We start from the raw sequence: 19,169 nt of genomic DNA on the forward strand, positions 1-19,169 counted from the left end.
CCAGCCTACTTACTCGAGCCGGACGCAGGATCTTGCCGGGTCGGCTGGACCCCTTCCACCTCCGCCAGCAGCAGCTTCAGGCTCTGGGAGTGCTCGTCGGCGGGCAACCGGTTCAGCGCCGCCCGGGCGTACGCCTTGCCGATCTCGACGTCACCCGCCCTGGCCACCATGAGCCCGCGGTGAAGCTCGATGTGGGTCGCGAAGCGGGCCAGTTCCCTCGGGCGGGTACGGTCGGCCGCGTCCTGTTCGCCGACGGCACGCGGGTCGCCCAGCCGGCTCAGCAGCATCGACGCGAACGTGTGGAAACGCCACTCGGGTACCGCGAAGTCGGAGATCAGGTCGCCGGATCCGACGACGTCGAAGACGCGTCTGGCGTCGTCGAGCAGGCGCAGGGCGTTCGCCCGGTCGCCCTGGACGGCTGCCGCCTGCGCCCGCGCCACCAGCGCGCTCAGCCGACCCGGTGAGGGGCGGTCGTCGATGTCCAGGGCCTGCCGGGCCATCTCGGTGGCGACGGGGAGCCGGGCACCCTCGTACGCGAGGGCCAGCGCGGCCCGGCCCCGTACCCAGACCCGAACGCAGTTCACCTCCGAGCGGTCCGCCACCAGGTTCGCCAGGCGGTACCAGGAGACCGCCTCGTCGACGTCCCCGCTGGTCTTGCCGAACGTGGTCAGCAGGCGGGCCGCGGCCGCCCACAGCGCGGGTTGCTCCAAGTGCTGCTGCAACACGACCAGGTCGGCGGCCAGTTTCCGCTGCAGGTGGGCGGCGCCGCAGGTCATGTACTGGTGGCCGTAGCTCTCCACCCGCTCCAGCCAGGTGTCGACCGACGCGTCTGCGTGCAGCGCCGCCGTGAACCCTCTCCTGATCAGCTCGGCCACGGCGGTCGACCCGACGGCGGTAGCGGCCAGGCCGGTGAGCAGTCCCCTGCGGTCCACGTCATCCCCAAGCACGCGCTCGTACGCCAACACCACGTCCGGTGTCACCGTCCGGCGACCGGCTTCGATGTTGGACAGGTGCCCCTTGCTGAAGTTCGTCCGGGCGGCCATCGCCCGCAGGCTCACTCCGGCCGCGTTCCGGGCTACCCGCAACTGTGCGCCAGTTCTAGTCATGATCCGCCGTCCACACCGGTATTGAAGACCTTTGAAGACCCTCGGGAGATTCACGGTGCGCGTTGCAAGCGTGACGCTACATCGAGGGGCGTCGTGGCGTGCTGATTCCGGCGAAAAGCCAGCATTGAACGTTGAGGCCGCGATCTCCGCCGAAGGGGGGCAGGTGGTCATGGACTGGAGCGACATCGAGCGCATCAAGATCACGCACCGGCCGTGGTTCTGGTGGCTGGGCATCCCACCGGTGTTCGGCTGCCGCTGCGGCAGCCGCGAGTTTCCTTGTAGTGCCCTGGTCACCGCCTTGGAGGCGGAGCGGCACGCGGTACAGCCGCACATCGAGCGACTGGTGACCGAGCTGATCCGTCGCCAGTACGGCGGGTCCGCCCGCACAGGCATGGCCGGCCGATAGCGGCGAGCCGGATCGGCAACCGCTGAGCCACCGCGGTGCGCCGGGCCGCCGCGAAAGCGCTAAGCCACCGCGAAAGCGCTAAGCCACCGCGTAACCGGATCTCGCCGTGGCCCTCGGGCGGCCGGGCGCGGCGACCTCCGGCCAGTCGGCGGTCGGGGCACCGAGATCAGCAAGGCCACTGAGGTCGCCGAGATCACCGCGGCGGCGGCGGACAACACGGGCCGCGCGGGCGCGGTCGGCACGAACAAGCTCCGCACGCAGCCGCTGCGCGTGGCGGTGCATCTCGGCGAGCCGCTCCGCCACCCGGCGCTCGTACCCGCGACGTCCGGCCGGCCGCCAGGTCGCGTCCAGTTCGGCGTGGCCCGCCGCGACGTCCGCGAGCGCGGCCCGGTACCCCTGGTGGTAGGCGACCTCGATCTCCCACTCGACCAGTTCGTGTACGGCGTCGGGGACAGCCATCACGGTTCTCCCTCCATGGCGTGTTCGCCGGACGGGGGAAGGCGTCGGCATGTCGGCCGGACGGGGGAAGGCGCCCTCGGCTGTACGTCCAGTGTCCCACGGCTCGCCGTTACCGTCCGAAATTGCTTGCTTGCAGATAGGTACGATCACTTTCCTTTGGTCGCCGGGCGGCCAGCCGATGAACGGTGACAAGGTGGCCGACAGCGTGCTGTTCGGCCGTGACGGGACGGGCGACACGTGAGCATGAACCTGGGGACGGCGCGCGGTACCTTCCCCGACGTCAGCTTCCCTGACGTCGAGGTGATCTCCGAGCTTGGCCGTGGCGCCGAGACGGTCGTGTACCGCGTGCGCAGGCACGGCGTCGAGTACGCCCTCAAGCTGCTCGGCGCGCCCGGCGTGGACGCCGATCGGGCCCTTGCCGCGGTCCGGCGGGAGGCCGCGCTGCTGGGCTGCGTCGACCACCCGCTGCTGCCGCGTATCTTCGAGGTCGGGCTGGCCGACGCCGGCCCGTACCTGATCCTCGAACTGATCGAGGGCGACCCGCTGTCGCACGCGCTGCGCGCCGGCCGCTTCGACGAGGCGCGTACCCTACGCCTGGCCATCGACGTGGTCGGACCCCTCGCCGCGGCCCACCGGTCCGGCCTGGTCCATCGCGACGTCAAGCCGGACAACGTGATGATCACCCCGGACGGTACCGCCCGGCTGATCGACTTCGGCCTGGCCGCGCGCGACGGCGCGCAGGGCGGCGCGGTCGCCGGCACCCTGATCTACAGCGCGCCGGAACAGAGCGGCATGCTCAAGCGCCCGGTGGACGGCCGGTCCGACCTGTACGCGCTGGGCGCGGTGCTGTACGAGTGCCTGACCGGCGCGCCGCCGTTCCAGTCCGACGACGCCGGAGAGCTGATCCGGCTGCACGCGACGACGCCGGCGCCGGACCTGCGGACGGCCCGTCCGGACGTGTCGCAGACCTTTGCCGCGATCATTCACAAGCTGCTCGCGAAGGACCCCGACGACCGGTACCCGAACGGCGAGAGCCTGCTGGCCGATCTGGAGCGGCTGCGCGCCGAACCCCGCTCGGTCTTCGCCGTCGGCACCGTAGAGGGCCGGACCATGGTGATCAGGGGCCAGGACACACTCGTCGGCCGGGATCATGAGATGGCGGTGCTGACCGGCCGCTGGCGCAAGGCCCGGAGTCGCCGCGGTGGCGTGGCCCTGGTGCAGGGCCAGCCGGGCGGTGGCAAGAGCCGGCTGGTCCGCGAGGTGGCGACCATGGTGCGCGCCGACGGGCGCCTGGTGCTGCACGGCAAGTGCGTACCCGACGATCCGGTGCCCCTCGCGCCGCTGCGCGCCGCGGTGGAGCAGTACCTGCGTGACATCGACCAGCTGCCGCAGGACGAACGCGACGACGAGCTGGCGCGACTCCGGCTGGCGGTCGGCCCCGGCGGGGCCCTGCTCAAGGCGCTCTCGCCGATGCTCGGGGCGCTCGCGCCGGCCCCGGAGCTGGACAGCGGCGACGACCGTCACGAGCAGTTCACCAACGCGGTGGCGGCCTTCCTGATCCACCTGGCGGAGGCGGCCGGCGGCGCGGTGCTGCACCTCGACGACGTCCAGTGGCTCGACGCAGCGACCCGCAGGGTGCTGCAGCAGATCGCGGTACGCCTGTCCGACGTGCCACTGCTGGTGGTCGCGACGGCCCGCGACGACGCCGACAACCGCCCGGCGGTCGACGTGTTCCGCGCCGAGATGGCAGAGGCGCTCGACACGGTCGTCTCCCTCGAGGACCTGAGCGACCGGACCGTCGCTGACCTCGTGGCCGCACACCTGGGCGCCATGCGGGTCGACCGGCGCGTGATCAACCAGCTCGTGACGCGGGTCGGCGGCAACCCGTTCACGATCGTGGAGTACGTGCGGGCCGTCATCGATGCCGGCCTGATGACCCCGTCGTGGGACGGCTGGCGGCTGGACCTGGCCGGGCTGGACCGGCTCGAACTGTCCGGCGACGCCCTCGACCTGGTGCTGCGCCGCATGGACGGCTTCAGCGCCGAGACCCGGCGGCTGCTGACCGTGGGCGCCGCCCTCGGCGTGCGGTTCAGCGTCAGCCTCGTCGCGCGGGTCTGCGAGTCCGACCTTGACCAGGCGCTGGACGAGCTGGCCGAGGCGGAGGCACGCCGGCTGCTCACCGCGGTCGACGGCGGGTACGCGTTCCTGCACGACCGGATCCGCGAGGCGCTGCTGGCCCGGCTGGACCCGGCCGAACTGCGCCGCCTCCACCAGCGCATCGCCGAGGCGCTGGACGCGGAGGCACTGGACGCGGAGGCAGCCGACGCGGAAGCACGGGAAAGCGCGGGGTCGAACAACCCCGAGCGGGTCTACGCGATGGCGCGCCACTACGCCAGGGGCGAGTCCGACCGTACGCCGGAGAAGGTCTTCGCGACGGGAGCGGCGGCGGGCCGGCTCGCGCTCGCGGCCCACGCGCCGGCGGAGGCCCTGGACTTCCTCGAAGCGGCCGCGGCCGCGGCCGCAGTCGGCGGTTTCGCCCCGGGCACCGACTTCCACCGCGCTCTCGGCGTCGCCTGTACCCGCGCCGGCCGGTTCGTGGAGGCCCTCGAACACCTGGAGCGGGCGCTGGCCGCGGAGTCCGACCGGCTGCGCCGCGCCGACCTCCTCGCCCAGCTCGCCTACGTGCACGCCAGCGCCTGGGACCCGGACCGGGCCTGGGACACGGTGTGCCGGGGCATGGCAGAGTTGGGCAGTCCGATCCCGCGCGGCCGGTTCGCGCTGGTCGTCACCACGCTGATGTCGTTCCTGGCCGGACTGGTGATCGGGCTGACCAAGATCGGCTTCGGTACGGTCTCGGGCGAGAAGCGGGAACGGTACCGGCTGCAGGCGGTCTTCTACGACGTCGGCTCCTACGCCTCCACGCTGGGCATGCGGCTGAAGCGGCGCGCGATCGTGTCGTTCCGCTCGCTGTACGCCATCAACCGCCTCGGCCCCGGCGTCGAGTACACCCGGCACATGTCCGGGTTCGGGCTGGTCGCCAACATCGCCGGCCGGCACCGCCTGGCCGAGCGGCTCTTCGACCGTTCCGCCGCCGTCGCGGCCGAGATCGGCGACCCGGCCCTGGTCGGCTACGTCGAGTGGAAGCGCGGCGCCGGCGCGGTCATGGGCCAGGCCGAGGGGGGTGAGCTGGTGTGGCAGCGCATCCTCGTCGCGCACGAGCGCTGGCTCGACCTCGGCGACTACCTGACCGCTGTCGCGGCGCTCTGCGTCCGGCTGGTCGTGAAGGGGCAGACCCGGGAGGCCCAGGTCTGGTACGAGCGCGGCCGCGCCCGGCTGGCGTCCGGCGGCGAGGCCGAGGGCGCGGCGTTCTGCATGGCGGCCGCGACCGTACCGGCGCAGTTCGGCCGGCCGGACGAGGCGGCGACCGGGGTGGAGTCGCTGGACCGGTTCCTCGAGATCAACCCCCACAACCTCGCCCAGCAGATCAACCTGCGTACCGTCGAGCTGTTCACGGCGGTCGAGCAGGACGAGGTCGGTGAGCCGTTCGAGGTGGCGGCGAAGCGGTTCGCGCGCCTCGGGCTGCGCCCCGGAGACATGCTCTCCGAGCAGCGCCTGGTCTACCTCGCCCTGGCGATGGGCAGGCTCGCCCGCTGTCGCAAGGCGGCTCCCACCGCGGCCGAAGACGAGCGCGCCCGCCTGCTCGCCGAGGCCGAGCAGGCGCTCAAGGACCTGGCGAAGGGCGCCAACAACTCGATCCTGCGCGCGTACGTGCAGGTCGGCCGGGCCGATCTCGCGGTCCTCCGGGGACGTCCCGAGCAGGCGCTGCGCGACCTGCTGCGCGCCGAGACGCGCGAGCTTCGGCTGTACGCGCCGATGATCGCGTACGAGACGGCGCGGGTACGCGCCCGCGCCTACGGGCTGCTCGACGAGCCGGAGCTGGCCGCGCAGCATGCCCGGTACGCCCTGATGATCGCCACCCAGCAGCAGTGGCTCTACCGGGCCCGCTGGGTGCGCATCGAGTTCGCCGTCAACGACGCGGCGTCCGCGCCCAGCGGCGCGGCCACGAAGACGAGCAGCGGCAACGGCGGGGCCCTGAACGGGCGGCGCCTGGCCGCCCTGCAACAGGTCAGCCTCGCCGCCGCGACCGTACTGGACCCGCGCGAGCTGGCCCGGGTCGCGCTCGACGAGACGTTGAAGATCCTCGGCGCCGAGCGCGCGTACCTGTTCCTGGTCGACGCCGAACGCGACCGGCTCGTGCCGCACCTGGGCCGGGACGCCGGCGGTCGCGACATCGACCAGCTCACCGGGTACAGCTCCACGCTGGTCGAACGGGTCCGCGACACCGGCGAGGCGCTTGTGGTGACCGGCAGCGAGGAGGGCGTGGCCCTCGGTTCGCGGAGCGCGCTCGTCCACGGGCTGCGCAGCATCATGATCGCGCCGCTGCAGTTCGACGGGCGGGTACTCGGCGTGGTCTACCTCGACAGCCGGGTGGCCAAGGGCATCTTCACCGCCGAGGACGTCGACATCCTGACCGCCGTCACCCACCACGTAGGTGTGTCGCTGGAGACCGCCCGCGCCGCCCAGTTGGAGGTTGTCGCCCAGACGGCGCGCCGCCAGCGGGACGTCGCGGAGACGTTGCGCGCGGCCATGGGTGAGCTGAGCGCCACGCTGGACCCGGACGAGGTGATGCACCACCTGTTGCGGGCGGTGACCCGCCTGCTGCCGGGCGACGCCGCGGCGTTGCTGCGGCCGACCGGCGACCGGGTCGCCCTGGTCGTGGGCTTCGGCTCGGAGCAGCTGTCCGCCGCGGCGGGCCGGACCTTCAGCGCTGACAACGACACCGCGCTGGCCGACCTCGCGCACCTGACCGGCCCGTACGTCGCGGCGGGTGACACCGGGTGGAACGGACCGCTCGGCGCGCTGCTCGGCCGGCCCCGCTCGTGGCTTGCGATCCCGCTGATCTCGCGCGACGAGTCACTCGGCACCCTGCTGGTCGGCTCGGCCCGTACCGAGGTGCCGGAGGACGCCCAGGTGCAGGTGGCGGCGGCGCTCGTCGGACAGGGCATGATCGCGTACGAGAACGCCCGGCTGTTCAGCCAGGTGCGGCGGATGGCGACGATCGACGGCCTGACCGGGTTGTACAACCGCAACCACTTCTTCGCCGAGGCGGGACGGCAGTTGCAGCTCGCGCAGCGCCACCGCCGCCCGATCGCCGTCATCATGCTCGACGTCGACCACTTCAAGCGGATCAACGACACGTACGGGCACCCGGTCGGTGACGAGGTGATCCGTACGATCGCCGCCCGCCTGCGCGAGAGTACCCGCGACACCGACGTGGTGGGCCGGTACGGCGGTGAGGAGTTCGTACTCGTCACGCCCGAGACCGGCGGTGGCGCCACGCTGCTGGCCGAGCGGCTGCGGACCGCCATCTGTGAGCGGCCGGTCGAGACCGAGGCCGGTCCGCTGCCGGTCACCATCAGCGTCGGAGTGGCCCATGTGGACAGTGGCGAGCAGGACCTCAGCCAACTGCTGGAGCGCGCCGACAGCGCGCTGTACGTGGCGAAGCAGCATGGCCGCAACCGGGTCGAGGTGATGGTGTCGAAGTGACGGTGTCGAAGTGACGGTGTCACAGTGACGAGGATTCCGGCGCGGGTTGCCGGCTCGGCTCGGCACGCTCGGCCAGCAGCCGCCGTACCGCGGTGATGTCACCCGGTGAGGTACGCGACGCCAGGTAGTACATCAGCGCGGTCGGTACGAAGAACAGCTGGAAGAGAGCGAGCCCGGTGGCGTAGTTGCCCGGCGGCGGCAGCGCGGTCGACAGCGACCGGAACACCACCCCGACCAGGCCGTTGCCGGCGGCCCGGCCGACGCCGTTGACGAGGTTGCCCGCGCTGTACACGGTCGCCCGGTGCTCGGGTGGGTTGACGTCGGCGATCAGCGCGAACCAGTTCGGCGAGTTCGCCGACGTCAGCGCCAGCGCGACCAGCGCGGTGAGGAACGTCAGCGCCATCGCCGGCTCGGTGACGATGCTGGCGAGGACGGCCCGGGCGACCATGGCGCCGCCCGCGTCGGTCGGCGCGTCGATCCGCAGCGGGGCGTAGAAGAGCAGGACGTACAGCGGGACGCCGGCGAGGATGCCGGTCGCCGCGACGAGCGCGCGGCCGCGCAGCGTACGCCGCTGCAGCCGGTCACCCACCAGACCGCCGACGATCGACAGCACCCCGCCGAGCTGGAACAGGATGGCGAACAGGCTGCCGATGAGGATCGCGGTGGCCTCCGGGTACCCCTGGGCCTCCGCCTTCGACTGCAGCAGGCGCGGCAGCCACACCAGCGAACCGAACGTCACCTGCGCGGTGAGCCCCTGCAGGACCAGCCAGACGTTGCTGCGCCGGCGCAGGATCGCCGGCAGGTCGTCCCGGCCGATCCGGTAGGAGTAGTCGCCGCCCGCCTCGAAGACGCGGGCCAGTTCCGGCTCGCTCTGCCCGCGCCGGATGTCGTACGTGAACAGGTAGGCGAGCGTCGCGGCGACTCCGACCCCGGCGAGCAGCCAGAAGGGCCGACGCCAGTCGGCGCCGCCGAGCACCCCGCCCAGCAGCGTGCCGGCGAGCGTACCCACGCCCTGCGACAGGCCCCACAGGCTCATGACCAGGCCGCGGCGGCGGGGTGAGATCAGGTCGGTGACGACCGAGTAGCCCACCGAGCCGACCGCGCCGAGCCCGAGGCTGGCCACCAGCTGGGCGGCGAAGAAGGCCACCCAGCCGTCCGCCAGGGCGGTACCGGCCAGCCCGGCGGCCCACAGCAGTGTGCCGATCATCAGCAGCGGCTTGCGGTTGGACCGGTCGCCCCGGTACGCCCAGAACACCCCGGCGAGCGCGGTGACCAGGAAGCTGACCGCGGTGACCAGGCCGATGCCGCTCTCGCTGCTGCCGAGGTTTCGGCTGATCGGGCTGACCAGCGGCGGCACCAGGCCGATCGCCACGTTGTCCAGCGAGGCGAGGACGACGAAGACCACGACGCTGTACACGCGGTGCGGTGCACTGCCGGTGATGGCGTTACGGGGGCTACCGCCCCGGCGCCCGGTCATGCTCGTCATGTCCGGCACTGTCTCAGGAGCCCCCGCGAAGGTCCAGCGCGCAGAAGACCTTGTCGTACCGGTGCTCGCCGACCGCCACGAAGTCCGCCAGCCGCCCGTACTCCACGAAGCCCAGGCTCCGGTACAGCGTCAGCGCCCGGTCGTTGTCACCGCGCGCGTCCAGCGTGAGCACCTCGATGCCCCGTTCGCGCGCCGCGTCCACCAGCGCCGCCGTCAGCGCCCGTCCCACGCCACGGCCCTGCGCGGCCCCGTCGACGGCGACCTTCTCCAGGTCGGCGTGCGGCTGGTGGGTCGGCCGGGCGTAGCGGCGCCAGTACCCGACCCCGACCAGGTCCGAGCCGTCGTACGCGGCCCGCAGTGCCGCGTCACCGGCCAGGGCGGCGAGCCCGACCTCGGCGAGCAGCGCCGTGACCTCGTCGGCGGACGGGGGTTCGACCCAGCCCAGCGCCGCGCCGTCGGCGACGAGGCCGGCCAGGATCTCGTGCGCCCGCCCGACGAACAGGTCGGAGTCGAAACGATCGACGGCGTCAACGATCCGCAGGCCGGTCATGAGACGACCGTACTTGACCGCGGGCGCCATCCATCGAAGGATCTATTGATGCGCGCAACCGAACCGGTGACGCTCGGCCGCACCGACCTCGTGGTGACCCGACTGGGGCTGGGGCTCGCCCCGATCGGCGGCCTCTACGAACCCGTGGGCGATACCCGGGCGGTCGCCACCGTCGACCGGGCGTGGCAGCGGGGGCTGCGGCTGTTCGACACCGCGCCGCTGTACGGGTACGGGCTGTCCGAGCGCCGGGCCGGCGCGGCGCTGGCCCGCCGCCCGCGCGACGGGTACGTCCTGTCCACCAAGATCGGCCGGCTGCTGGAGCCCGACGGCCCCGACACCGACGACGTCTGGGCGGAGGTGGCCGACGGCGTTGCGCCCCGGTTCGACTTCTCCTACCCGGCGGTGCGCGCGTCGCTTTCGGCCAGCCTCGAACGGCTCGGCCTCGACCGGGTCGACGTGCTGCACATCCACGACCCCGACAACCACTTCGACGCCGCGCTCACCGGCGCCTACCGCGCCCTGGCCGACCTCCGCGAGGCCGGTGTGATCGGGGCGGTCGGAGCCGGCATGAACCAGGCGCCGATGCTGGCCCGCTTCGCCCGCGAGGCCGACGCCCCCGGCTTCGACTGCTTCCTGCTGGCCGGCCGGTACACCCTGCTCGACCAGTCGGGCCTGAACGAACTGCTGCCGCTGTGCGCCAAGCGGGGGATCGCGGTCCTCGCCGGTGGCGTCTACAACTCCGGCCTGCTGGCCGATCCGCAGCCCGGGGCGACCTACAATTACGCCCCCGCGCCCGCGCCGGTACTGGCGAAGGCGCTGGCCATCCGGGAGGTGTGCGACCGTCACGGGGTGCCGTTGCCGGCCGCCGCGATCCAGTTCCCGCTCGGCCACCCGGCGGTGACCAGCGTGGTCATCGGCGCACGCTCGCCGGAGGAGGTCGACGAGAACATCGCGCTGTTCGAGTACCCGATCCCGGCGGCGCTGTGGGCCGACCTCACATCTGAGGGCCTGCTGCCCGACCACGTGCCGACACCGGAGTGATAGGTGGGGCGCCCACCGCGTGGTTCGCGACGGGCACCCCGTACCCGTATCAGAGGGCGAGCTGCTGACCCGGCAGGATCAGGTTCGGGTCGCCGCCCAGCAGTTGACGGTTGAGCTCGTACAACGCCTGCCATCCACCGGCGATGCCCTGCCGCTCGGCGATCGTGGACAGTGTGTCGCCGGTCTGCACCTGGTAGGTACGACCGGTGGCCTGCGCCGGCTGGGCCTGCTGAGCCGGCTCGGTCTTCGCGGTCTGCTCCTGTGCCTGTCCGCCCGACTGGGTCTTCGGGGTGGACTTCTTCGGCGTGTACTGCTTGGTGGAGCTACCGCGCGAGCCGCAGACGGGCCAGGCACCCATGCCCTGCCCCTGCCGGACCTTCTCGGCGACGGCGATCTGCTGCTCCCGGCTGGCCAGGTCGGCGCGGGCGGCGTACTGCTTGCCGCCGTAACCGGCCCAGGTGCCCTGCGAGAACTGCAGACCACCGTAGTAGCCGTTGCCGGTGTTGATGTGCCAGTTACCGCTTGATTCGCACTGGGCAACGGCGTCCCAGTTGACGCTCGAGGCAGCGCTGGCGGCCGTAGCCGGACCCAGCAGGGACGCCGCTCCGGCAGCGCCCGCGGTGACGGCGCCGAGCGCGAGGCGCCCGGTCAACCGCCGTGCGGCAGACGGCTGCTGATGGCGCGCGTGGTACCGGTTATGTGCCATGTAAAAACCTCCACGCCTACGAGGTGAGCTGTCGGGTTCGGGCCGAGGAGCCCGGCCGCTGGGCGGCTTCACCCCGAGGTACGCAACGAGGATCGTGCGTACCGAGGAACGTGTGGGTCCCCCGCTCCTGCCTGATTGACGGTGCCCAGCGGTCGGCGGCAGGACTCGGCGTTACCGACCGTGGGGCCCGCGATCGCGGACGTAGCCGACGGTAGGCATGGCCTCCGCGTCACCGCCAAGCATTCGGCCAAATTCGTGATGTTCTTCATTTCTGGTCGTGCACATCGTGAAAAATGTATACGGACAGTTACGAACAATGGGTGGCCCCGGCGGTTGTGGGACACGCGGGTACTCCCGCGAGGAACCATTGGTACCGCCCGATTCCGGCCTGTTTCACCCTATGTCTGGGAGTCCGTGGTCGCACGCCACCACGCCGGTGGCGTCGTTGTACTCCGCGCTTCGGTCCGACTTGTCCACCCTCGACCGTGGACGGCGTTACGTCCTGTAATCGGTCCCGGCGTCCCGACTGGCGCCACTCGTACGGGTGACGTCGGCCTGGTGGTCGCAGCGAAACGGCGGCATCCGTCAATGGGTGGACGGAGTCCGTCGCCGTCCGCTGTCGCCACACCGGACTCTCTGTCCGGCCGGCTGTCGGCCGGCGGCGTCAGGACACGACGGCGGTTGGTCCCGGCGGCGCTGGTGCCGGTCGTCGCGCCGGCGTCCGGATCACCGTCCGGATCACCGTCCGGATCACCGTCCGGCGGTGAACCATGAAGTGCCGGGGACCATGAAGTGTTGTGGACCATGAAGTGTTGTGGACCGCGACGTCGGACCCCGCCGGCCGTAATCGGCGGAGACCGCGGGTTAGTTCACCAACCGGGTGGGCAGGACCTCGACGTGGTCGGTCACGTCATGGTCTTCGTCCCGGCGCCGCGACTGACGGTAACCATCGAGTTGCTCGCCGGAGCGCCCGACATCCACCTGCACCCGGGCGGCCAGGGCGTGTGGCAGGCCAGGATGCTGCGGGCGATGGATACGCGGGTGGTGCTGTGCGCGGTCTTCGGCGGTGAGACCGGCCAGGTCACGCGTGACCTGCTCGCCGACACCGACCTCGAGGTACGGGCGGTGGACGGCGAGTCGCGCACCGGCGCGTACGTCCACGACCGGCGCGGCGGGGACCGGATCGACGTGGCGGAGATGCCGGGTGAGCCGCTGAGCCGGCACGAGGTGGACGAGCTGTACGGCCTGGCGCTGGCCGAGGGGCTGCGCGCCGGCGTATGCCTGCTGGGTGGGCCGGGCCATCCGCCGGTGGTCGAGCCGGAGGTGTACCGGCGGCTCGCGGCCGACCTGAGCGCCAACGGCTGTTTGGTCGTCGCCGACCTGCGCGGCGCGCACCTGCACGCGGCGGCGGCCGGCGGGGTGCGGCTGATCAAGGTCAGTCACGAGGAGCTCCTGATCGACGGCGACGCCGGCGCGGACACCCTCGATGAGCTGGTACGCGCCGCGTCCGCGCTGCGCCGCGAGGGCGTCGAGACGGTGATCGTGACCCGGGGACAGCACCCGGCCCTGGCGTTGATCGGCGACGAGGTGTACGAGGTGGTGGCGCCCCTGCTGGAGGCGGTCGACACGAAGGGCGCGGGCGACTCGACGATCGCGGCGATCGTGGCCAGCATCGCCCAGCACGAGGACCTCGCCGACGCGATCCGCACCGGTGTCGCCGCCGGCACGCTCAACGTCACGCGCCACGGCCTCGGCAGCGGGCAGCGTGAGGCGATCATGGAGCTGCGGGAACGGGTCCGGCTGCAGCCGGTACGCGAGACCGGCGCGGAGCGGGGCACCTGGGAGGGCCCGCACCTGCGGGCTACCCCGGAAGAGCTGGCGGAACGGATCCGACCGAGATGACACGGGTACTGGTCACCAACGACGACGGAATCGACTCGCCGGGCATCGCGTGCCTGGCCACCGCCGTCCGGGACGCCGGTCTGGAGGTGCTACTGGCCGCGCCGATCGCGGAGGCGTCCGGCAGTTCGGCGTCCATCACGGCGCACGAGAAGGACGGGCGGGTGTACCTGGAGGAGCGCGAGCTGCCCGACCTGCCCGCAGTGGAGACGTACGCGGTCGCGGCGCCACCGGCGCTCATCACCTTGATCGCCACCCGTGGCGCCTTCGGTGAGCCGCCGGAGCTGGTGCTGTCCGGCATCAACCGCGGCGCCAACACCGGCCACGCGATCCTGCACTCCGGTACGGTCGGCGCCGCGCTGACCGGGGCGGCCAACGGCCGGCCGGCGCTGGCCGTGTCGCTGGACGTGGGCCTGGCCCCGGCCGGGACGCCGCACTGGGAGTCGTCCGCGCGGTTCGTGCGCGACCTGATACCCGTACTCCGCCGGGTGACCGTACCGGTGGTGCTCAACCTCAACACGCCCGACATCCCCGCCGACGAGGTGCGGGGGCTGCGGCACGCGAGCCTGGCCTCGTTCGGCATGGTGCAGACCAACTTCGAGGTCGACAGCGGCTACGTGCGGATGGAGGTCGTGGACGAGACGTCCCTGCACGAGCCGGGTACCGACGCGGCGCTGCTGATCGAGGGGTACGCCACGGTCACCGCCATCAGCCCGATCTTCGAGGTGTCCCAGGTGGATCTTGACGGCGTGCTCGAGCGGGTCAATCCCTGACACGACCGTGGCCCGGGAGGTCATCTCCCGGGCCACTGCCACCTGCCGTCGATCGGTCAGTCACACCGGCCGACGTACCGGCAGGCCACCGTGCGCGGCTGCTCGCTGACCCGCCCCGCGGAGACGTCCTGCGCCAGCCGCACGTACTGGGCGTGGGTCCAGATCAGCGGCGTGGCGGAGAACGTCGGGGCGCCGGGGGTGAAGCCCGGGGCGCCCGACGGCGGGTTGTCGTCCCAGACCTGTTCCGGCAGCATCGCGCCGGAGTTGGCGGTACGCGCGATCGTCGCGAGGTGGGACCGGGCACCGGCCAGGTCGCCGGCGGCGATGGCGTACTCGCCGCGCTCCCCGTTGAAGATCGGCCAGCCCCGGCCGCGGGTGGCCCGCGAGTCGGCCGGGAAGTTGTAGTTCCACGGCTCGCCGGTGAGCGTCTCGCCGTACCCGTCGAACGAGAACCGGTGCCAGAAACGGCCGCGCGGGGTGTCGAAGGAGAGCTGCTCGTCGACGACGGCGAGGCTGTTGACGACCGTGGTGTCGCGCGCCGGCTTCACCCCGAGGCGTACCAGCTCCAGGAAGCTCGGGTCGACCACGGCGCGCTGGTCCACTGCGGACGGCCCGCCGTCACCGATCGAGTACGTGGTGCCGGCGTTCGGGTTGCCGTCCTTGGTCAGGCGCAGGTAGTACGGCTTGGACGAGTACGGTCCGGTGCTGGTGACCGTCCAGGACTCCACGCGGCGCTGCCAGGCGTCTGCGGTCTGAAGGTACCGCTGCTCCGCGGCGGTGTCGCCGTTGGCGTGCGCGATCCGCGCCGCGCAGACCAGACCCGCGATCTCGCTGGCGATCGTCGCCGGGGAGTAGCCGCTCTGGTTCTCCCACCGCTCCTGCGGCGTCCAGGGAGCGGAGTTCCCGTCCCGGGAGAAGGCGACCAGGAAGTCGGCCGCGGCCTTGACGTGGGTCCAGGTCGCTGCGTCGGTGCGGCCGAGCTGCTCGGCCAGGACGATCGGGTACGCGACCTCGTCGAGCTGCAGGTTGCCCCAGACCGGCCGACCGTCGACCGTGCTGTTCTGCGGGAACGAGCCGTCGGGCTTCTGCTGGACGGTGAACAGGAAGTCCAGCGCCCGGTTGGCGCCGGCCCGGTCGCCGACGGCGATCAGTCCGGTCGCCACCTCGTACAGGTCACGCGACCACACCGCGTGGTACACGTCGGAGACGACCGAGTCGCCCCAGACCCACGGCATCGACGGGGACGCGATGTACGCGCCCGGGTTGGCCTTGTCCTCGCTCGCCGCCAGGACCATCGCCGACACCCGGTAGAGCTGGCGTTCCCGGGTCGTACGCAGGCTGGCGGGGGTGGCGTTCAGCGACCGGAGGTACCGCTGCCAGCCCTGGCCGTAGCCGGCCGCGGCCCGCTCGAAGCCGCCGCGCAGCGTCGCGGTACCGGCGCGCAGCGCGGCGCCGGTGTCCGACCCGAAGCCGAGCGCGAGTTCGAGGTGGCGGGCGCCGGGCAGGCCGGTCAGCGCCGTACGGCCGGTCTGCACCACGTTGCCGGGGGTGGCTGCGCGGTCGTACGCGTGGTCCAGGCGCCCGTCGGCTGCCAGATCGGTCCATCCGTCGCTGGTACCGAGGTACCCGCTGGAGATGGCCGTGAAGTCCGGGGCGGCGACCAGGGCGCTCGCTGTCGTGGCGTCGCTCGCCAGCAGGGCGCGACCCGAGGTGGCGCCGGTGTCGTCGGAGCCATTGTTGGACAGCGCCGGGTCGTAGAGCACGTAGAGCTGACGCGCCCGGCGGTCGGTCGACGTGAAGTCCACCCGTACGGCGACCGTGGACCGCGCCGGGTCGGTGACGTACGTGGTGTCCAGCCGCCAGCGCCCGGCCCGGTCGGTGTCGGTCTGCCGGTACGTCAGGCCGTGGGCGTCGTCGACCGTCGTGGCATGGTCGGCCGCGTCGGCGACCTTGACCGCCCGGCCGCCCGGCTCCACGACGACGAACTCGAGCCGCCGCGCGCTCGGGGTGCTGAGGTCGGGGTAGTACACCTCGCTCAGCCCGCCGGCGGCCGACAGCGTGAACCAGGTCTTGCTCGCCGCCGCGCCGTACGCGGTGCCGAACCCGGCCTTGTTCGCGGGGGTCCAGGTCGCGGGGGCGCCCGGCGCACCGGGCGCCGGTCCATCGGCGGTCTCGGCGCGGGCCGAGGCACCGGGGGAGAGGACGAGGGCCAGCACCGCGGCGGTCGCCACCGCGACCGAGCGTGTCCGTCTCATACGATTGTCTCCTGATCCCTATCAGTTGGACGGCTGCGTCAGTTGGACGGCTGGGGCGAGGCGGCCGGGCCGCGGTGCCCGTCCTTGTCGACCGCCCGTACCCCGAACTGCACGTTGTCCTTGGACAGGTCGACCGTGGCCGACGTGACGTCCCCGACCGCGACGACGTGTGTCCAGTTCGGAGCGGTGCTCTCCCGCCACACCACCTCGTACCCGGCCAGGTCGGGCTCGGTGCCGCGCTGCCACCGCAGCGTCGTGTCGTTGGTCAGGCCAGCGGTGTCGATCTTCACCTCCCGCGGCGTGCCGGGCCCCTGGGCGAGCGACCACAGCGCCGCCGCGTTCACCTTCGCCACGCGGGTGATGTACCCGAAGTCGCAGAACTCGGGCAGGTCGCCGTACTGGACCCCGTTCTCCACCCGCGTGTCCTGGTGCTGGTGGGCGAAGTTCTCCCGGCCCTCGGTGAACCGGCCCGCCGGGTAGCCCTCGCGCAGGAACGGGATGTGGTCGCTGCCGCGCAGGAACCGGTCGCGCCGCCAGATCACCCGTACGTTCATTCCGGTCTGGTCGTTGGACGCGACCTCGGAGACGAAGCGGGCCAGTTGGCGGGACGGGCCGTCGTTCTCGCCGCCGATCGACTGGCGGATCGCGGCCTGGGCGGCCGTCTCCGAGGTCGGGACGCCCTCGACGAACAGCCGGACCGTGTACGGGTCGGGCGGGGTGCCGTCATGCCCGGTACTGGCGCCGATGATGTCGTTGCTGAACATGCCCTGCACGTCGACGCCGGCGGCCTTGAGCTGCTTGGCCAGGTATGTCGACCCGTACAGGCCCTGCTCCTCGCCGGCCACCGCGACGAACATGATGGTCGCCTCGGTGCGCCGGGTCCCCATCACCCGGGCCAGTTCCATGACGGCGGCCACCCCGGACGCGTCGTCGTCGGCGCCGGGCGCGTCGCTGGTGGCGTTCATGACGTCGGTGACGCGCGAGTCGTAGTGGCCGGAGACGACGTACACCCGGTTGGGGGCGGTGTCGCCGCGCAGGGTGGCGATCACGTTGGTGATCCGGGTCGGCTGCGGGATGCGGGGCGCCGGCTCCTGGACGTACGACTGGAGCTCGACCGTCATCCGGCCACCGGACGCCGCGGCGTAGCTCTGCAACTGCGCGTAGATCCAGTCCCGGGCGGCGCCGATGCCGCGGTTCGGGTCATCCTGAGTGGACAGCGTGTGCCGGGTACCGAACGAGACGAGTCGGCGCACGGTCGCCTCGATCCGGCGCTGGTCCAGCTCGCCGAGCAGGGCGCGTAGTTCGCGGTCGGGTGGCTGCGGGGTGGCCGGCCGCCCGGGTCCCCGGGCCGCGCTCGGGCCGGCCGGGTCCGACGTCGCGGCCGGGTTGGCCGTCGCTGCCGCCCCGCCGACCAGCGGTGCCACCACCGCCGCGGCGGTACCGGCGGCCAGGAACGCACGCCGGGTGGGCGTAGCCCGAGGTACTTCCTCTGATTCACGATTGTCCATACATCGAATCGTATGCCCGGCGGGCGGGCTCACCGTACTCATCGGAGGCCGGCGCTCATGGGAGATCGACGGTCACGGAAAGTCGGCCGCGTCAACTCTCCGTGATCATGCGGACGCGCGTACAGTTAACTACGTCGTCCGGTCGGCCGCCCTGGTCCTGTCGGGATCCCGGTCAACAGGGATCGTGCAACTCGTCTGTGTGGCGGCCGCCCGAAGGCGAGAGCGTGGAGCCACCGCCGCAGTCGCGTGTCACCTCGGCGACTGCGGACGCACTGACCAGCGCGTCCTCTCCAGGGGGTCGGCATGGACCTTGTCGACGTGTACCGACACAGCCTCACGGACTTCATCGACCGGGTGCACCAGGTGCGTCCCGAGCAGTGGCCGGAGTCCAGCCCCTGCCCGGGCTGGGACGTCCGGGCCCTGGTCAACCACCTGGTCGGCCAGGACCGCTGGACCGTCGAACTGCTCGCCGGTGCCACGATCGCAGAGGTGGGCGACCGCTTCGACGGCGACCTCCTCGGCACCGACCCGGTCGGGATCGTCACCGAGGCGGCCAAGCAGGCCCAGGCCGCCGTCACCGCGCCCGGCGCGCTCGACCGCAGCGTCCACCTCTCGTACGGGCCGACGCCCGCCGACGAGTACGTGCGGCAACTCTTCGCCGACCACCTCATCCACGCCTGGGACCTCGCCGCCGCGATCGGCGTCGACCGTCATCTCGACTCCGAGCTGGTGCGGATCTGCTCCGACTGGTTCTCGGGGCGGGCCGAGATGTACCGGCGCGCCGGCGTGATCGGCCCGCCGGTCGCACTGCCGGAGCCGGTGGGGCAGCAGGACGTGCTGCTCGCCGCGTTCGGCCGGGATCCGGCCTGGTCGTCGATCCCCATCTGAGGCGACGGAGATCTGAATGTGCGAGGGGCCGCCGGGTTTTCACCCGACGGCCCCTCGCGAGAACTCCCCGCTGTTACCTGCGATGCTCCGCACGCCGCTGGCAGTCCATGCACAGCGACGCCTGGGGGATGGCGAGCAGCCGCTCGAGCGGGATCGGCGCGTGGCACCGGGCGCAGCAGCCGTACCGCCCGAGGTTCATCCTCGTCAGGGCCCCGTCGATGTCGTCGAGCGCCTGCCGCGCGGCCGCCTCGACGGCCGCGGACACCTCGACGCGCGCGATGTCCGCACTCGCGTCGAGGGTGTCGACGTGACGGCCGCCGGCCGGGTGCTGCGTGGTGAGCTGGGCGAGCTGGTCGAGCCGGAAACGCCGGTGCTCCTCGAGCATGCCGCGCAGCCGGGGTAGCTGGTCTGCGACGTCGGCGTACGGGCTGGGCTTGGGCATGGTGATGCTGGACATTGGCCGCCTCCAGGAGAGGAGTGTCAGA

The 19,169-nt window shown here is 72.2% G+C and carries 14 protein-coding genes and 1 riboswitch; of the genes, 6 read left to right on the plus strand and 8 right to left on the minus strand.

Annotated elements, in window-relative coordinates; genetic code table 11:
* Positions 1-5: 5 nt before the first annotated feature.
* The gene (locus tag Pme01_RS13360) at positions 6-1,106 is read right to left on the minus strand and encodes a helix-turn-helix domain-containing protein (RefSeq protein ID WP_168115712.1); all 1,101 of its coding nucleotides are present in this window, start codon (positions 1,104-1,106) and stop codon (positions 6-8) included.
* Between the two features lie 55 nt (positions 1,107-1,161).
* Here Pme01_RS13360 and Pme01_RS13365 point away from each other — a divergent pair, with 55 nt between their 5' ends.
* Positions 1,162-1,512, plus strand: a complete 351-nt coding sequence (locus tag Pme01_RS13365; RefSeq protein WP_168115713.1) for a hypothetical protein — start codon at positions 1,162-1,164, stop codon at positions 1,510-1,512.
* Positions 1,513-1,590: 78 nt separating this feature from the next.
* On the opposite strand, the gene Pme01_RS13370 is transcribed toward Pme01_RS13365, so the two are convergent.
* Positions 1,591-1,971 (minus strand): hypothetical protein, encoded by a 381-nt coding sequence (locus Pme01_RS13370; protein ID WP_168115714.1) that lies wholly within the window; start codon positions 1,969-1,971, stop codon positions 1,591-1,593.
* Between the two features lie 243 nt (positions 1,972-2,214).
* Here Pme01_RS13370 and Pme01_RS13375 point away from each other — a divergent pair, with 243 nt between their 5' ends.
* Positions 2,215-7,578 carry a diguanylate cyclase gene (locus tag Pme01_RS13375; protein ID WP_239088212.1) on the plus strand — a complete coding sequence of 1,788 codons (5,364 nt, stop codon included), beginning with the start codon at positions 2,215-2,217 and terminating at the stop codon, positions 7,576-7,578.
* A gap of 19 nt (positions 7,579-7,597) precedes the next feature.
* Here Pme01_RS13375 and Pme01_RS13380 read toward each other — a convergent pair whose 3' ends face one another.
* Together Pme01_RS13380 and Pme01_RS13385 are read right to left on the minus strand one after the other, a co-directional pair.
* Positions 7,598-9,055 (minus strand): MFS transporter, encoded by a 1,458-nt coding sequence (locus Pme01_RS13380; RefSeq protein WP_239088213.1) that lies wholly within the window; start codon positions 9,053-9,055, stop codon positions 7,598-7,600.
* Positions 9,056-9,077: 22 nt separating this feature from the next.
* On the minus strand, positions 9,078-9,614 hold the full coding sequence (locus Pme01_RS13385) for a GNAT family N-acetyltransferase (protein ID WP_168115717.1): 537 nt from the start codon (positions 9,612-9,614) through the stop codon (positions 9,078-9,080).
* 48 nt (positions 9,615-9,662) lie between these two features.
* Here Pme01_RS13385 and Pme01_RS13390 point away from each other — a divergent pair, with 48 nt between their 5' ends.
* The gene (locus tag Pme01_RS13390; protein WP_168115718.1) at positions 9,663-10,655 is read left to right on the plus strand and encodes an aldo/keto reductase; all 993 of its coding nucleotides are present in this window, start codon (positions 9,663-9,665) and stop codon (positions 10,653-10,655) included.
* Positions 10,656-10,704: 49 nt separating this feature from the next.
* Here Pme01_RS13390 and Pme01_RS13395 read toward each other — a convergent pair whose 3' ends face one another.
* Positions 10,705-11,361, minus strand: a complete 657-nt coding sequence (locus tag Pme01_RS13395; protein ID WP_168115719.1) for a LysM peptidoglycan-binding domain-containing protein — start codon at positions 11,359-11,361, stop codon at positions 10,705-10,707.
* A riboswitch (cyclic di-AMP (ydaO/yuaA leader) is annotated at positions 11,360-11,542 on the minus strand. It overlaps the preceding gene by 2 nt.
* Before the next feature lie 716 nt (positions 11,543-12,258).
* On the opposite strand from Pme01_RS13395, the gene Pme01_RS13400 reads away from it, so the two are divergent.
* Positions 12,259-13,263, plus strand: a complete 1,005-nt coding sequence (locus Pme01_RS13400) for a 1-phosphofructokinase family hexose kinase (protein WP_275408523.1) — start codon at positions 12,259-12,261, stop codon at positions 13,261-13,263.
* The gene (gene surE / locus Pme01_RS13405) at positions 13,260-14,033 is read left to right on the plus strand and encodes a 5'/3'-nucleotidase SurE (protein WP_168115720.1); all 774 of its coding nucleotides are present in this window, start codon (positions 13,260-13,262) and stop codon (positions 14,031-14,033) included. Before Pme01_RS13400 ends, surE begins: the two co-directional genes overlap by 4 nt.
* 56 nt (positions 14,034-14,089) lie before the next feature.
* On the opposite strand, the gene Pme01_RS13410 is transcribed toward surE, so the two are convergent.
* Positions 14,090-16,288, minus strand: a complete 2,199-nt coding sequence (locus Pme01_RS13410; RefSeq protein WP_168115721.1) for a glycoside hydrolase family 15 protein — start codon at positions 16,286-16,288, stop codon at positions 14,090-14,092.
* A gap of 38 nt (positions 16,289-16,326) precedes the next feature.
* The gene (locus tag Pme01_RS13415) at positions 16,327-17,796 is read right to left on the minus strand and encodes a M28 family metallopeptidase (protein WP_168115722.1); all 1,470 of its coding nucleotides are present in this window, start codon (positions 17,794-17,796) and stop codon (positions 16,327-16,329) included.
* A 303-nt stretch (positions 17,797-18,099) separates the two neighbouring features.
* On the opposite strand from Pme01_RS13415, the gene Pme01_RS13420 reads away from it, so the two are divergent.
* Positions 18,100-18,684 carry a TIGR03086 family metal-binding protein gene (locus tag Pme01_RS13420; protein WP_168115723.1) on the plus strand — a complete coding sequence of 195 codons (585 nt, stop codon included), beginning with the start codon at positions 18,100-18,102 and terminating at the stop codon, positions 18,682-18,684.
* Positions 18,685-18,757: 73 nt separating this feature from the next.
* Here the strand turns inward: Pme01_RS13420 and Pme01_RS13425 are convergent, their stop codons facing one another.
* A complete protein-coding gene (locus Pme01_RS13425; protein WP_168115724.1) occupies positions 18,758-19,141 on the minus strand; it encodes a TraR/DksA family transcriptional regulator in 384 nt (127 codons plus the stop codon).
* Between the last annotated feature and the right edge of the window lie 28 nt (positions 19,142-19,169).

The organism is Planosporangium mesophilum, assembly GCF_016863255.1.
Lineage (GTDB): Bacteria > Actinomycetota > Actinomycetes > Mycobacteriales > Micromonosporaceae > Planosporangium > Planosporangium mesophilum.